This is a genomic window from Acinetobacter sp. V115_6, from assembly GCF_031799025.1.
Lineage (GTDB): Bacteria > Pseudomonadota > Gammaproteobacteria > Pseudomonadales > Moraxellaceae > Acinetobacter > Acinetobacter pittii.
The window spans coordinates 37,826-52,778 of record NZ_JAVQNO010000019.1 but is presented as its reverse complement, the minus strand read 5'-3'; the positions used below and the strand labels follow the sequence as shown (position 1 = coordinate 52,778).

Sequence of the window (14,953 nt, the reverse complement as noted above, 5' to 3'; positions counted from 1 at the left end):
GTCATCCCTTAACGATAACGCTCATACCAACGCGTAGGAACTAAATGACTCGTACATTGCCACTGTCCAGTCCCTTGCTCATTACCAGACAGCTTTAATTTCCCACAACTATTATTCGCAGGTGGGTTATCCTCCGTTGGTACAAATGTTACGCTACGAATACCGGAGCCAATAACGTTTTTATTACATTCAGAAACTCCTACTGGGCAGGTATTCCCCGTTTGTGTTTCAAACCCACTGTGATTCTCTTTATTTTGATCGATTGACCCATCAGAATTAAGGCAGGCACCAAATGGTAAACAGAACGTCTGCTGATCAGTTTCACCTACTACACGGGGTAAACATGGGTCTGCCGCTACAATACCTGTTCCCTGCGGGTCATAAACAGGCACAATTAAAGTCCCTGTAATTGCCATAGGCTCTTCAAAAGCTTTAAGACCTCCTTTAATACGGAAACTATTATTAGCTTTCTCTGTGCCATCGCTCATACTAGAAAGTGAGCGATACCAACCACTTTGCCCCACCCCAGTGTTTGGAAAGAAAATCTGTGCTACTCGTGTTTCCCCAGATCGTAAAATTTGTGGATTTTTTCGAAGCGTCGATCGAGTAATATCTTTTGTTTCAAGCTGGCTATCAGTCAAAGACATTAAATTCTTTTTAATAAAGTCTTTGTCGATAATTCCATAGACGTTGTTTACAGGTCTTCCGCTTAATGCCGTGCTCGGTGACATCCCCTCACGACCTGTAAGCGGATAAACATCTAAAGGTGTACTACGGTCACCTGAAGCAATACCTACAGTAATAAAAGTGTGGATACCATTATCGTGAATTGTCACTGTTGGCGGTTCATAAAAACGCGGCGCATTCCCAGCGGTATAATCATTCGAAGCATCATAAGTTGAGTCATTCGTTGCTAAATTGGCTAATCGAACAACTCGAATACCGAAACTGCTATAAGTTGAATTTGTTTTTGTCTGGTTATTATTAAGATCGATACGGAAAATTTGCCCGCCTAAATCACCAAAATATAAATGGTCGACTAAACCATCAGCATCTCGATCTAAGGTACTAATGCGACTAACAATACTGTGCTTCATATTAGAATTATCTATATTAGAGCCTGTATCACTAGTCCACCATAAGCGCTCCCCAGTTTTAGCATCAATAATATAAACAGCATTCCCTTTTGCTTTTCCATTCGTGAAGCAAGAGTTGCTCAAAGTAATATTCGGGTTTTCATAACATTGGTCGTAGCCACCACCAACAATCATAACGCGTTTAATAACTCCGTTATAACGTATATTTGCAAGTACAGGTTTAGACCAACTCTGCCCCATGCGACTATAATCAGTTTGATCTGCTCCTACTCTAAAGAGAAGCTTAGGTGAGGCAGGATTTAAGACATTTAAACCATAATAGCTGCTGCCCCCCATTCGCATGCCACCATAAATATTCATTTGCTTTGCAGTTACTTTTGATACTGCCGAGCTACCGCTTCCCGTTGTAGTAATACTATATGCAGGGTCAGATACCCAAGCTCCATCCATACCGTGAGCAGGAGCTGTAGCATCACTTTGGCCAACAACTAAAGCTTTTGATGCAACTGGATCATTTAATATATCAGCGGGCACGAAAGCCATTTGTTCTACACCAGTTGAGGCATCCACAATATGCAGACCACCTTCCATCGTTCCATAGAGAATGGATTGTTCACGCGCAGATGTTAAATTCCCATTTTCATCTAATGTTCCATTATAGGTAAGCTGTACCGGTAAAGAATGAATACTACCGCCCATCGATAAATAGGGTTCATTCGATGTAACTAATGACGAAGGTAAATTCGTAGCGCTAATATCAGTTGAGTAACCTAGATAATTTAATATTTTTAATTTCAAGCTAATCGGGAAAGCTTTTAAAATATCTTGTCCCGTTGATGCATTAAATTTTCCTAAAACATAACTTGCTGTATTAGCCACACTATCAAAAGGATTAGTTCCTTCTGGTGGGGTAGCTGGAATTTTTAGCAAATTAGTTCCAGAAGTTGATAGCTTCGTTAAGCTACCATCTGATGCGACGGCGGAAACATCAGTAAATAAGTTGCGGATTTTAGTTTGTACTGCGTAATAATATTTTGTGATATTTCCTTCTTCATCGCGTGTTTCATTTTGTCCAGCAATTGGTAAAGGAACTTTTGCATATGAACCGCCAAAAAAGACTTTACCTCCATCATTATAAGTAGAGCTATTCCAATAATCTTTTGTACCCGTTCTAAATGCCCCAGTTGCGTTATAAACCAACCCACCAGTATTAGCTTCAAAAGCACCAGCATTTGTTCCCGATAAAACAACATGATATTTCTTTAAATTTCCTCGCCATGTTAAGTAGGTGTTAGCCGGGTTTGGCTCAAAAGCACGTAAGTAACCATATTCCTGTAAATTTTTAGGATTTAGTGCATCATAAGGAACAGAGATCACACCTGTTGTTAACGGTGCTAAAGGTGCTGCACCCAAGTTATTAATAAATGCGATAACACTATCAGTCACACCTTGTGGTGTTTGCGTTGCAAAAAACCCTCCATTACCATAACCAGGATTAGCAATTGCGTTTGTTCCTTGATTCGGCGAACAAGCATCATCACCTGCGCGATCTGTTTGAGTTCGGGATGTCAATTTACATGCATTAACGACATCACTAGATCCTAAACTTGTAAAGTCATTACCAAAACCCACAAAAGCAGTTTGTATGGGAACATTGACAGGATTCGTCGCATTAGCAACTATGCTTTGGATTACACCACCATTAAAAAGTCTTTTCGCATAGTTACTCATACAATGCCAATCGTTAGTACTACTTAGTGCACCTGATGCAGCGCAATCAAAATTCGTACTACTCAGACTAGCATTCATAACAGAATTAAGGGTCGAATCAGTCTTATTTGTCGGCTCACCATCAGATAGAATATAAACTCCTTGACCATCACAACTTACTCGATCAGCAGCCGCTGGCAGTGGTGAGGCGTAACTAAGTAAGTCTGCTTTTTTAGAGTCAGAAATAGAACTACTAAAACCACTATACGAGTTAGCTCCTAGTTGCATTTCCTGTTTGTAATAAATAGTATTGTTTCCGTCAGTATAATAACCATCTTGAGCAAGATTAGATGGAGCCGTTCCCCCTAAAGAAACCCAACCATTAAAACGACAAGTCTGTATTTCATTACTAAAATCTGTAGCATTCAAGCTATCACATCTATAGTAAGTAGTTATAATAGGACCATATACTGGTATAGCTTCGGTACTATTACCTCGATATGGTTGAGATCTCCAAGACTCATATCTTTCATAGCAAAGCGGCGGTGCCACATTGGTTCTCAAATAAGGATAGCTGCTGCTAGGACATTGATAACTACTTATACTTCTTGTTTCTTCCTTTCTATAAACATCAACTGCAATTTGTACTGGTGCGTTAGTTGTTGTTCCCATCAAATATGCAGCTGCTTCAGCATATGCAGCGGCTGTAGGTGTTCCTCCACTTGCAGTCAGCCCCATCACAGCTGTACGTATAGCATTCCTTTGGGTTGAATTAGTAGCACCAAGAGTAGCGGCTGGTACTAATATCTTTCCTGCATTTCCTGACCCATTGACGGAATAATGACCCAATCCCACCCGGACATTTGTTAAGCTGGAGTTATTACTATCCAAAAATGCAAACATACCATCCTTTAGCCTTGATATTCGATCATAGCATTTCAAGGAATCTGTTCGAGCGCTATAACTACCATCAGCATTTTTATTAGGATTATAACACTTGTCCTTTAATCTTTGATAATTCGACGAAGTTGAAGTCGAATAAGCCACCGAGCAGTACGTTCTGGAATATGTATACGACCCGCTCCCTCCACTATCAGTTTGCACAGTTGTACGATCTGAACACACTCCATAATCTGCATTAATTGAATTACTACTACTATTTACCCCCATTGAACCGGAGGTATCCAACATCATCACAATGGTTTTTTTACCCGCTGTAGGTGAAGCATAAATTTGTAAATCACTCGCCTGCACCACGGAGCTTGTCATTAGCCATGTAAAAGCAACCGAACTCGAACAGATGGCATACCATAAATTATTTGGCTTAAAATTCTTCAATTTTAGTTTCACGATATTCCCCGTTATGAACCTGGTGCCGTAATTTGAGTGAGTTTATTGGTATAGTTAAATTCTTGAACTTGAGTACTAAAAGGCACGTTATGATTTGCCAAACACTCCGCCAATGTTTGTTTAGCCGTTAATGCGGTATCAAAATTGTCGCTAATTTTTGCCGAACTTGTGCTTAAGCAATCGCTTTGTAAAGTCTCAATAGAGGTAGAAGCATAGGCTGGCAAAAAAGCAGTTGTAATCACTCGAATACGTTGTGTAGACAACATGCTTTTAGGTAGTTGCGTACCTTCCGAGGTGTTTGTTCCTCGTGGTAAATTTGAGCCAGGAATATCGCTAGCAGCATCTGTTGGAACACTTACAGCAACTTGGGTAACCACTGCTTGACGATTACTACCATAGTCACTTGTTAAATCGCAGAAACCCGCCACTCCGCCATCTTCAACAACCGCATTATTAGCACTTCCTGCTCGAAGTAAACTTGCGCCTCTGGTCTGAGCAAAATTTGTTGCTGTAGAAACAGGCTTATAACAAAAGTTGTATTCCGCACCAGGATTACTTTCATGCTCTTTAAGCGCGGCACCAATCACATTGGTAATATTAGTTAGGGTGGTAGGATTCATCTGCACAATGAGTTCTAAAGGTGTGTCAGATGACTGAAAATTTAATTGGCTCACTTGACTATTGGTAGCAACTTTTAAAGAAACAATAGCCACTCTTATTGCTAAAACACCTACAGAAATAACAATCAATAAAATAATAAGCACAACAATAAGGGTTGCCCCTTTTTCCTTAGATCTACTCTTATGAATTAAATGGGTCATAGACTTTCCCCCATCGCGTTACGTAGAGCAATTGTTAAGTTATAAGTGCGGCGTAAGAATCGAGTTGTATTATCAGAAGCATGCACGGTTTGATCTAACATAAAAAAAGATTGCTCAGGATCTATTGCTTTGCTTTGGGCATTATTAGTAGAGCGCGCTAATACAGACATTTGTATTGAAAGAATTCGTGGCGGCATCACAGATGGTGTGGCATCTCGGGCAGCCTGTGCAGCAGCGCGATATTGGGGAATGGTATAATAAGCAAAATTGCCAGCCGCATTTTTTGCACCAAACAGCACATGGAAATGATCAATACGCGGCAATACAATTTGACCAGCGTCGCCTAACCCAGCAACAGTGGTCGGTTGAGCTGTGGCTACAGCAGAGGGAGTATTTGCATCACATGCAAGTGCATAATCTTGCTGGGAACTACCATTGCTATCCAGACGTAAAAAATAACGCTCTACAATTAAATCACCTGCAAGTACATTTACACCTTCACAATTGGTCATATTCGTAGGTGCAATAAATTGGATAGTCAGCTGATCACTTTGCACAGCAGCATCTGAACTGTTCTGTATATTTGAAAGACCTTTCCAGTGATTACTCACAGTACTCACCGTATCCCCTGCACCACGACTAAGTAATGTGTCAGCAATATAAGTATTTGTTCCAACGTTAGGGACAAAATTAACATTGTTGTTATTGGTTGCAGTTGAGCCAGTTAATACAACACCGCCCCAAGGGGTTGTATCAGTTAATATTGGGTTGGTTACATTTCCATAATTTAGAAGGCGTATATCACGGGCAATATATTCCAAGCCAAAAATACCGCTATCTTGTATTTCAGCATTTGCTTTTTGTAGACGGCTTGATAGAAGTCCACCAATAAATAATTGAGTCGCCGCGGCTACTAAAATTAGACCTAAAGCCAATGCAACCATCAGCTCAATTAATGTAAAGCCTCGCTGCTTCCATGATACAAATGAGTGAGCCATTAATATGCCTCCATCATTAAACAGTTCGAATTATTGACATAAACGCCATTTGTACTCATACAGCTCGACACATCCGCGCTCGTGACTCCCTCATTTGTTGTAATTACCGGAGCGGTTTTTCCCCAAAAAACAAACAAACATTGCCTCTGCTGGGCCATTGTGCTTGTAACCCCTGGACAATTTGTCATTGTAATTTTCATGCCAAGTTGATCAGCATTTCTTGCTGCTTGATATGCATCAAATTGGGCAAGCTGAGAAGGTGTACAAGCTGCATTGAAACACAACGTAGGAGCTGCGGTAGTAGATGAATAATTGCTATAACTACGGACAAATGCGGGATACTGACTAGCTTGAGAACTATTTATGCGAATGTTTTCTGCTAATCCTCTCATGATCATAATCGCTTGAGATTTGCTTAATGCCTCTGAAGAAGCATCCATAGCCCGGACTTGCAAGGCAACATATCCTAAAACCCCTATCGCAATTAAAATTAAGGCAACCAACACCTCTAATAAACCCACTCCAACTTGAGCTTTTTGTTTAGAGCCCTGCATTAACATGTCTCCTCAGCTTTAAAAATTAATGTGCCAAGCTTTGTTAAAATAAGAATTTTCTTTTTATTTATTTTTGAATTACAGATAGATAAAAGTGTGTCTTGGGTGATATTGGTTATCACCCCATTCGCATTAAAAGTTAAAGTCGTCGCTGTTAACGAACTCTGCGTACCGTTAGCAGCGATATTTTTAAGCTCAAGACTGTTATTGGAATCAGCTTTCCAATTCAAGGAAGTGGGAGTATTTGAAGCTGTTGAATTCAGATTAATAGAAACGTTCTGTCGACCAAGTATGGCTTGGCTCTTTGCTTCCGATAAAGTATTTATTAGATCTCGCTGGTTTCCATCTAATCGTTTGCTTTCTAATAAATTCGACATAGATGGTGCAGCCATCATCGCGATAATAGCCATAACCGCAATCGTCACCATAAGCTCAACCAAGGTGAACCCGTCTTGCGGAATAATTCCCCTCATCCCCACACCCCAAATAAACTTTAAAATTTTTTATTTATTAATTAAATTTTACGTCTTATGTTTACAAAACAAATACAAAGCAGATAAAGGGTATAAAAAAACAGATAACTGTCATATCAACAATTATCTGTTTAACTTTTTAAAATCAGTATGTTAAATACATCACACTTTACGCTTGAGTCACATGAATACGTAATTCCTTAGGAAGGCTAAAGGTTATGTTCTCTTCACGTCCATCTAATTCTTTCGGTGCTTGAGCACCCCAATCTTGTAAACGTTGAATCACTTGTTTAATCAAAATTTCTGGCGCAGAGGCACCAGCAGTAACACCAATTTTACACGTCTCATTAAACCATGACTGCTCTAACTGATCAGCATTATCTACAAGGTAAGCGGCTTTACCCATACGCTCTGCAAGCTCACGTAATCGATTTGAGTTTGATGAGTTAGGTGAACCTACAACTAAAACCACATCACACTTTTCAGCTAAATCACGCACAGCATCTTGTCTGTTTTGAGTTGCATAGCAAATGTCATCTTTACGCGGACCCTGAATATGCGGAAATTTAGCACGCAAAGCATCAATAACTTTAGCTGTATCATCAATAGAAAGCGTCGTTTGAGTCACAAATGCAAGTTTTTCAGGATGTCGTACGGTAAGTGCAGCAACATCTTCTTCATCTTCAACCAGATAAATATCACCGCCTTTTAATTTGTCATATTGCCCCATTGTGCCTTCAACTTCTGGGTGCCCTTCATGACCAATTAAAATAGCTTCTGTCCCTTCGCGAGCATATTTAGTTACTTCAATATGTACTTTAGTCACCAATGGACAAGTTGCATCAAAAACTTTTAGGCCTCGACGCTCTGCTTCTTGCTGAACTGCTTTTGAAACACCGTGCGCACTGAAAATTACAATAGAATCATCTGGCACTTGGTCCAGCTCATCAACGAAAACAGCCCCTCTTTGGCGTAAGTCATCTACCACAAATTTATTGTGTACAACTTCATGACGTACATAAATAGGAGGATTGAAACATTCTAAAGCCCGATTGACGATTGCTATGGCTCGATCAACACCGGCACAAAAACCACGCGGATTAGCTAACACAATTTCCATAACAGCCTCAAAATTAATAAAACAGGGGAATTTCTCTTGAATATTTGCAATTAAAACTATTCAGTTTAAACGCACGGTACACTACAATAGCGAAGATATTTTATCATATCAGGAAAAATATCATGTCGGGTCTATTGTTTGTCGTTTCTGCTGCATCAGGAACGGGCAAAACATCCTTGGTGAAAGCCCTGCTTGACCGTGTGAGCAATTTACATGTTTCAGTCTCACATACAACCCGAGGTCAACGTCCCGGTGAGTTAGATGGTGTTCACTATCACTTCACTACGAAAGATGAATTTCTAGACCAAGTCAACCATGATGGCTTTATCGAATACGCTGAAGTATTTGGTAACTACTATGGCACTTCTCAAGCTACGGTAAAACAACAGTTAGCTCAAGGACACGATGTCTTACTTGAAATTGATTGGCAAGGTGCAGAGCAAGTACGTAAGTTGTTTCCTGAATCTAAACAAATCTTTATTTTACCGCCTACTCAATTCGATTTACGTCAGCGTTTATCTAATCGCGGTACAGATTCTGTTGAGGTAATCGAACATCGTTTAAGCTGTGCGGTTGAAGACATGCAGCATTATACGAACTTTGACTACATCATTATCAATGATGATTTTAATAAAGCCTTACATGAGCTTGAAGCTGTGATTACAGCGAACCGTTTAGTGCTATCTCAGCAAGCAAAAAGACACCAAACTTTAATTCAAGACTTGATTACTCCTCAACCAAAACAGGAATAACTTGAGTCTAGAACGAAAGCCTTTTATACTATTTAGTCTGTTCAAATTCACCATTCCAAAACGAGAACTTTTATGGCACGCGTCACCGTTGAAGATTGTTTAGATCATGTAGACAACCGTTTTGAGCTTGTGCTCGTTGCAAGTAAACGTGCTCGTCAATTGGCACGTCAAGGCATGGAGCCAACTGTAGAATGGGATAACGACAAACCGACTGTAGTTTCTTTGCGCGAAATCGCGGCAGGGCACGTTACGAAAGAAATTCTTAAACAACGTGAGCAAGATTACCAAACTTCTAGTCTTGATCTTGCCCTTTCTACAAACAGCTTGAATTTAGAAGGTTTTTCTTTCTAATTCACCCTGTTTCATAAAAAAACCATCGTTTTTCTGCGATGGTTTTTTATTTGGCTTTGCGCCATATTCAAACATATTGGGAAAAGCAATTATTTTCATTGAAAAAAAAATACACTTTTTCAAATGAAAAAATTGACAAGTTCCGCAATATGCTTTTCATTAAGAAGCAGATAGATTTAGTTTTTCAGCAATAGGAAAAAGGGTGATTTATGCCAGGCGAAGAGGTCAGCCAAGCCAAGCAACAGCTCAAATTAATTATCGACCCTTACTTATCGGTGAGTGAAGTCGAAAAAGTGCTTGCTGCCTGCGATTTTGCCGATCTAGCGCACACTGGCATTACGCGTAAAAGTGGCGAACCCTATATTCTACATCCGATTGCTGTAAGCTGTATTCTTGCAAACATGCGTTTAGATGCTGAAACTTTAATGGCAGCACTTTTGCATGATGTTATTGAAGATACTCAATATACAAAAGAAGATATTATTGAGAAGTTTGGCCTAACCGTTGCAGAGCTAGTAGATGGTGTAACCAAACTTAGCCAATCAAGCGATAAAGAATATAATAAGGCAGCTTCATTCCGAAAAATTCTGCAAGCGACCTTACAAGATCCGCGTGTCATCATTATTAAATTAGCAGATCGCTATCATAATATGACAACTCTAGGTGCTTTACGCCCAGATAAACGAGCCCGTATCGCTCAAGAAACTTTTGATATATTTGTACCGATGGCAAGATTAGTCGGCATGAATGAAATGGGCGATAATCTAGAGAATCTCTGCTATCAAAACCTTGACCTTGATATGTTTGATAACGTTCAGAATGCTCTGCTACAGACAAAGCCAGAACGCTGTAAATATCAAAGTATTTGGGAACAAAACCTCGCTGAACTTCTGCATAATTATCATATTCAAGGCCGTATTAAAAAGAAAAATAACAATATCGAATTATTACGCCATTTCGTTAAAAACGAGATGGATCTCCAAGAGCTTACTCATAGTCATGCTTTTGAAATTGTTCTACAAAGCATTGCCGACTGTGACCGCTTAGAAGAAGCATTAAGAGAAAATTTTCAGGTTATCCAGTACCAAGACCATATTCGTCGCCCACTACCTGGCGGTAATCAGTCTTTACTGATAAAGCTTAAAGGCGAAAAAACAACACTATCTCTTACCATTCAAACCGAGCTCATGCGTAAAGCTGCCCGTTTTGGGGTAGTGTTAGGTGAAAATGCGCCGCAAACTTGCCGCTCTGCCATTCAGGCTTCAATGCAGAACTTAAATACATTGATTGACGGTGAATGTGCTAAAACAACTTTTAATGATTTACTTGATTATCTACATCAAGAAAAAATCTGGGTATATACACCACACGGTCAACTGCATGAGCTACCGCAAGGCGCTACTGTAGTTGATTTTGCTTATTCAGCAAGCTTATTTTTAGGTAACCATGCGGTTGGTGCAAAAGTCGATGGAGAGATTAAACCACTCTCTACTCCATTAGTTAGCGGTCAGGTTATCGAGATTATTACGGATGTTTTGGCAACACCAAACCCAGACTGGCTAAGCTTTATTAATACGCAAAAAGCGCGTCGTGCATTACAGCATGTGCTTAAAGATCAAGATATCGAAGAACAACGTCTAGTTGGTGCACAAGCCCTTTCTCGTGCACTGAAACTTTTTAACCGTTCAATCAATGATCTTTCTGAAGCTGACTGGCTAGATCTATTGCAATGGCGCCATATCGATAATAAAAATACATTGTTTGAACAAATTGCGGTTGGCGATTTACTACCTCAACTTGTAGCAAACCACCTGTTTGCTCATGATAAACATCCGCAAGTGGAAAACTCAGATCGACTTATTCAAAGTACTGAAGGAGTTGACGTTAAATATGCACATTGTTGCAATCCAATTTTAGGCGATCCAATCCAAGGACATTTAACGCGTCGCGGGTTAATTGTGCATCGTATTCGCTGTCATAACTTACTACATGAACAACATCTACACCCTGAAAATATCATGCCACTTCAATGGAAAGCAGATGATGTAGATGATGTCCGTTTTACAGCCTACCTTGCTATTTATATGGCGATGAATGATGAACAAGTATCAGATCTGATTTATCAATGCCGTAAAAACAATGCTGGTGTAGAGATGGTTCACTCAAATGAGCAAAGAACTTTTGTGAATATTGTAGTGAATAACCGTAAGCATATTGCAAAAGTCATTCGTGATTTACGCATGCACTATGGTTTCCCACGGATTGAACGTTTAGATGCCCCTGCTCCGCAAATGGAAATTTCAAAAGTAAGCTAAATTTCTATAGAGACGATTGACTAGATTTATGTTCCCTTAACAAAATCAAACTTTCCAAATTCACTTAATCAATTAAATCGATGATACTTTTGTCCAAAGCTATCATCGATTATGATGGAAAGAGATTTAATCAAGGAGAACCAAATGTCCCGCCAAGTCATTCATACTGAAAATGCCCCTGCTGCTATCGGCACATACTCTCAAGCTATTTTAGTAGACAATACGCTATATCTTTCAGGGCAAATTGGTTTAGACCCATACAGTATGGAACTTGTAGAAGGTATTGAAGCTCAAATTCGCCGTGTATTTGATAATTTAAAAGCAGTTTGTGAAGCTGCTGGTGGTTCACTTGCAGATATTGCTAAGCTCAATATTTTTTTAACTGATCTATCAAATTTCCAACTCGTAAACCAAATTATGGGTGAATATTTTGCTCAGCCCTACCCTGCACGTGCAGCGCTTGGTGTAGCAAGCTTACCAAAAGGTGCATTAGTGGAAATGGACGGAATTGTAATTATTAATCAATAAGATATAAAAATTAAAATATCTAAATTTCACTATTTAGTTTTTTAAAACACGAACCACCTTTGCATAAAAATCTAAATTCTTCTTAGATTTCCGCTTAGGTGGTCTTTTTTTATTCAAAATCCCAATAATGATAAATGAGATTTTAAATGAATTTCATTGACAAACGATAATAATTATCAATAATATCAATTATCGCATTTATATTTGGGGATCACTCCCATGTACGTTTGCTTGTGTCGTGGCATTACCGATCAGGATATTAAAGACGCTATTGAAAATGGCGCTGAAAGCTATCGTGAAATTCGCGACTTGCTTGATCTTGGTACATGCTGTGGACGCTGTGCACCAGAAGCTCGCGCTATCATTAGCGAAGAATTAGCAGAAATCGCTGCTCGCATTTCTGTGGCTGCATAATAAAAATTAATATCTAACAAAATTTATTGACTCCTCCACCGCTTTTTGCGGAACCTTTATAGTTCCTCATTCAAGCGGTTTTTTTTGACATAAAAACATCCTTTCTAATATTGTGTTGTTTTTGATTGCGATTTTCATTTGCTGTTCTATAAATTACTCGCCATCTCCATGATTGTTCACTAAAATGGATTTATAGATTGCCTTAATTAAGTTTGAGGCAGAAATTGTTTTGGAGTAGCTACAATGAAAGGCAATCGTGATGTCATTAATCAGCTCAATCAAGTGCTGTATCATCATTTAACTGCAATTAATCAATACTTTTTACATTCGCGCATGTTTAATGACTGGGGAGTCGAGCAGCTTGGCTCTGCTGAATATAAAGAATCAATTCGTCAAATGAAACATGCAGATAAAATCATTGAACGTATTTTATTTTTAGAAGGACTACCTAACCTTCAACATTTAGGCAAGCTTTATATTGGTCAACACACAGAAGAAGTTCTGCACTGTGACATTCGTAAAGTAAAAGAGAATATAGAAGCAATTCAAAAAGCGGTTGCTTTAGCTGAAACAGAGCAAGATTATGTCACTCGTGACCTTGTTCAAGAAATTCTAGGAAAAGAAGAAGAATACTGGGACTGGCTAGATACTCAAATTGATCTTATTGGCAATGTTGGTATTGAAAATTATATCCAGAGCCAAATGTAATTTCTCATAAAAAAATCCCCTTATACTTAAGGGGATTTTTTATTACTTCTCTTTTAGTAATTCCGATAGCGTTATTTTTTGCTTATAAAGATGTTGTAAAATAAATATTTGCTGCTGTGCCTGTTCTACTTTCCCGTTGTAAGCGAGCAATTTTGCGTATTTACGTAAGTTATATGGAGTAGGTTTATTCTTTATAAAATTTTCCCATTCAACCAAATCACCTTCAGATAAAATATTTTGGGGATTAAGTTCTATCCAACTTAAACGCTGCTCAAACTGTGTTAAAACAAAAATTTTACCACTTCCCATAAATTCAGCGTTTGGACGCTTATTATTAAAAAGCAAATTACTATTCAGAACATAGACATTGTAATCACGTAGAATTGCAATAATAAGCAATAAACTTACAACCCATGATAAGCGAAAAAGATGTTTGTTGAGGATAATTCCCTTAAGTACAGTAGTTTGTGCTTGTACAATACCCAGTAGGAATCCACAAGTAAGTAAGAAATAAGCATAGCGCTGTGGAAACTCTAACATGGCATGAATAAGCACTGTACAGACCATCATAATCGCTATAATCGAGATGGTATTTTTAGCCTGTTGATTTAACCAAATAAACCAGCAAGCAAAGTAGGTAATGATTACAGCACCCAAGGGAATACCATTCCAGATAATTAAATCAAGCAGTACATTATGTGCACTGGTAGTCCACTCTCCTGTTGGGAAAGCATGGTAAACTGTCATTTGTGCCACACTGGTTTGATTCCAACCATAACCTAACCAAGGGTGCTGCTGTACAGCAAGCAACATTTGTGACCAGATATTAAAACGCAAATACCCAGAGCTTGCTCTTTCAACCAAACCACTTGCTTCGGTTACATCAGTACTTGACCATGCTTCAATTAAATTAGTAGCAAATGGTAGAATTACACCAGCCATTACGAAAAAACCGACGCACCACAAAAAACCTTGAAAAACTCCAAATCTTTTTTGTTTCCCAAATTGTTTAACTATCCAATAGATGAATAAAAATGGAAAAACGATCCATGATGTTCGTGACTGACTCAAGGCGATCGTAAACAGAATAATGAGGGCTGAAGGCAGGAGTAACCAGACGGTTGCCTTATTTTTTTCATATAGATACAAACATCCTAATAACCCAATAATTAGGAATGTTGCCATGTTGTTGGGTTGACCAAAATTTCCGTAAGGACGGTTACCAATCAGATGAAGGGTATAAATTAAATGTGATTCAATATTCAACCATTGAAAAATTGCTATAAGACTAGTTAATAGCGATGTAATAATTACTAATAAGCTAAAACCTGAAAAAATTTGATCTCTCTTTTTTTGATCTAAAGATAGGTTGTAGCCAGCCAAGACCATAAACCAAAAACCTAATAAGTAAAATGTACTTAATAAAGCCGTACTTAAATCAAAAACTAAACCAAAGCCCCACTGCACAATAGGAATTAAAGTAAATGGCAACAATAAGAGCTGTGCTCTAGGGATTTTAATATCTTGCTGAACTAGAGTAGCCAATACACACAACCCAGCCCCAAAAGTACTCACTTCACTTGAGAACATAACCCAAGGGCTATAGTGAAATGGAGACAACCATGCAAAACCTAACAGGATTGCAGCGAGGAATAGAAAGAATACTTGCATAGTGAGAGGTTAGAGACCAAAACTGGAAAGAATTATACATGGAAGAGAGGAGGAAGAATTCGTTTCCATTTATATCTTTCCGTTCCATTTA

The 14,953-nt window shown here is 38.8% G+C and carries 13 protein-coding genes and 2 pseudogenes; 7 read left to right on the top strand and 8 right to left on the bottom strand.

Going from position 1 to position 14,953, the window contains the following annotated elements; all coding sequences use genetic code 11:
• Window positions 1-8: 8 nt before the first annotated feature.
• The 6 genes and pseudogenes from RMA94_RS06980 to ispH form a co-directional block, all read right to left on the bottom strand.
• Window positions 9-4,079: pseudogene (locus RMA94_RS06980) on the bottom strand (PilC/PilY family type IV pilus protein); the annotation flags it as partial.
• An 89-nt stretch (window positions 4,080-4,168) separates the two neighbouring features.
• Complete coding sequence (locus RMA94_RS06975) at window positions 4,169-4,978, bottom strand: PilX N-terminal domain-containing pilus assembly protein (RefSeq protein WP_068526925.1); 810 nt, start codon at window positions 4,976-4,978, stop codon at window positions 4,169-4,171.
• Window positions 4,975-5,976: a PilW family protein gene (locus RMA94_RS06970; RefSeq protein ID WP_161282715.1), complete on the bottom strand. Its 1,002-nt coding sequence runs from the start codon at window positions 5,974-5,976 to the stop codon at window positions 4,975-4,977. Before RMA94_RS06970 ends, RMA94_RS06975 begins: the two co-directional genes overlap by 4 nt.
• Window positions 5,976-6,536, bottom strand: a complete 561-nt coding sequence (pilV, locus tag RMA94_RS06965) for a type IV pilus modification protein PilV (protein WP_081313918.1) — start codon at window positions 6,534-6,536, stop codon at window positions 5,976-5,978. The genes RMA94_RS06970 and pilV overlap by 1 nt, the downstream gene beginning before the upstream one ends.
• Window positions 6,530-7,003: a Tfp pilus assembly protein FimT/FimU gene (locus tag RMA94_RS06960; RefSeq protein WP_069037140.1), complete on the bottom strand. Its 474-nt coding sequence runs from the start codon at window positions 7,001-7,003 to the stop codon at window positions 6,530-6,532. Before RMA94_RS06960 ends, pilV begins: the two co-directional genes overlap by 7 nt.
• A 169-nt stretch (window positions 7,004-7,172) precedes the next feature.
• On the bottom strand, window positions 7,173-8,123 hold the full coding sequence (gene ispH, locus RMA94_RS06955; protein WP_002116992.1) for a 4-hydroxy-3-methylbut-2-enyl diphosphate reductase: 951 nt from the start codon (window positions 8,121-8,123) through the stop codon (window positions 7,173-7,175).
• A gap of 122 nt (window positions 8,124-8,245) precedes the next feature.
• On the opposite strand from ispH, the gene gmk reads away from it, so the two are divergent.
• The 5 genes from gmk (at window position 8,246) to RMA94_RS06930 (ending at window position 12,069) form a co-directional block, all read left to right on the top strand.
• Window positions 8,246-8,875, top strand: a complete 630-nt coding sequence (gene gmk, locus RMA94_RS06950) for a guanylate kinase (protein WP_002116973.1) — start codon at window positions 8,246-8,248, stop codon at window positions 8,873-8,875.
• A 72-nt stretch (window positions 8,876-8,947) separates the two neighbouring features.
• Window positions 8,948-9,226 carry a DNA-directed RNA polymerase subunit omega gene (gene rpoZ, locus RMA94_RS06945; protein ID WP_002116990.1) on the top strand — a complete coding sequence of 93 codons (279 nt, stop codon included), beginning with the start codon at window positions 8,948-8,950 and terminating at the stop codon, window positions 9,224-9,226.
• A gap of 38 nt (window positions 9,227-9,264) precedes the next feature.
• On the top strand, window positions 9,265-9,420 hold the full coding sequence (locus RMA94_RS06940) for a hypothetical protein (RefSeq protein ID WP_014207816.1): 156 nt from the start codon (window positions 9,265-9,267) through the stop codon (window positions 9,418-9,420).
• A 15-nt stretch (window positions 9,421-9,435) separates the two neighbouring features.
• The gene (locus RMA94_RS06935; RefSeq protein WP_002116807.1) at window positions 9,436-11,541 is read left to right on the top strand and encodes a bifunctional (p)ppGpp synthetase/guanosine-3',5'-bis(diphosphate) 3'-pyrophosphohydrolase; all 2,106 of its coding nucleotides are present in this window, start codon (window positions 9,436-9,438) and stop codon (window positions 11,539-11,541) included.
• A 144-nt stretch (window positions 11,542-11,685) separates the two neighbouring features.
• Complete coding sequence (locus RMA94_RS06930) at window positions 11,686-12,069, top strand: RidA family protein (RefSeq protein ID WP_002116996.1); 384 nt, start codon at window positions 11,686-11,688, stop codon at window positions 12,067-12,069.
• Between the two features lie 39 nt (window positions 12,070-12,108).
• Here the strand turns inward: RMA94_RS06930 and RMA94_RS06925 are convergent.
• Window positions 12,109-12,186, bottom strand: a pseudogene (locus RMA94_RS06925) (hypothetical protein); the annotation flags it as partial.
• Window positions 12,187-12,288: 102 nt separating this feature from the next.
• Between RMA94_RS06925 and RMA94_RS06920 the strand changes: the two are divergent.
• Together RMA94_RS06920 and bfr are read left to right on the top strand one after the other, a co-directional pair.
• Complete coding sequence (locus RMA94_RS06920) at window positions 12,289-12,483, top strand: bacterioferritin-associated ferredoxin (RefSeq protein ID WP_000289091.1); 195 nt, start codon at window positions 12,289-12,291, stop codon at window positions 12,481-12,483.
• A 243-nt stretch (window positions 12,484-12,726) separates the two neighbouring features.
• The gene (bfr, locus tag RMA94_RS06915) at window positions 12,727-13,191 is read left to right on the top strand and encodes a bacterioferritin (RefSeq protein WP_130173025.1); all 465 of its coding nucleotides are present in this window, start codon (window positions 12,727-12,729) and stop codon (window positions 13,189-13,191) included.
• Between the two features lie 42 nt (window positions 13,192-13,233).
• On the opposite strand, the gene RMA94_RS06910 is transcribed toward bfr, so the two are convergent.
• A complete protein-coding gene (locus RMA94_RS06910) occupies window positions 13,234-14,862 on the bottom strand; it encodes a Wzy polymerase domain-containing protein (RefSeq protein ID WP_311082340.1) in 1,629 nt (542 codons plus the stop codon).
• Window positions 14,863-14,953 lie beyond the last annotated feature (91 nt).

Coding starts and splice junctions, on each gene's coding strand:
- gmk (WP_002116973.1), top strand. CDS start 8,246: ATGTCGGGTCTATTGTTTGTCGTTTCTGCTGCATCAGGAACGGGCAAA.
- RMA94_RS06935 (WP_002116807.1), top strand. CDS start 9,436: ATGCCAGGCGAAGAGGTCAGCCAAGCCAAGCAACAGCTCAAATTAATT.
- RMA94_RS06975 (WP_068526925.1), bottom strand. CDS start 4,978: ATGACCCATTTAATTCATAAGAGTAGATCTAAGGAAAAAGGGGCAACC.
- RMA94_RS06960 (WP_069037140.1), bottom strand. CDS start 7,003: ATGAGGGGAATTATTCCGCAAGACGGGTTCACCTTGGTTGAGCTTATG.
- bfr (WP_130173025.1), top strand. CDS start 12,727: ATGAAAGGCAATCGTGATGTCATTAATCAGCTCAATCAAGTGCTGTAT.
- RMA94_RS06940 (WP_014207816.1), top strand. CDS start 9,265: ATGGTTTTTTATTTGGCTTTGCGCCATATTCAAACATATTGGGAAAAG.
- ispH (WP_002116992.1), bottom strand. CDS start 8,123: ATGGAAATTGTGTTAGCTAATCCGCGTGGTTTTTGTGCCGGTGTTGAT.
- pilV (WP_081313918.1), bottom strand. CDS start 6,536: ATGTTAATGCAGGGCTCTAAACAAAAAGCTCAAGTTGGAGTGGGTTTA.
- RMA94_RS06920 (WP_000289091.1), top strand. CDS start 12,289: ATGTACGTTTGCTTGTGTCGTGGCATTACCGATCAGGATATTAAAGAC.
- rpoZ (WP_002116990.1), top strand. CDS start 8,948: ATGGCACGCGTCACCGTTGAAGATTGTTTAGATCATGTAGACAACCGT.
- RMA94_RS06930 (WP_002116996.1), top strand. CDS start 11,686: ATGTCCCGCCAAGTCATTCATACTGAAAATGCCCCTGCTGCTATCGGC.
- RMA94_RS06910 (WP_311082340.1), bottom strand. CDS start 14,862: ATGCAAGTATTCTTTCTATTCCTCGCTGCAATCCTGTTAGGTTTTGCA.
- RMA94_RS06970 (WP_161282715.1), bottom strand. CDS start 5,976: ATGGCTCACTCATTTGTATCATGGAAGCAGCGAGGCTTTACATTAATT.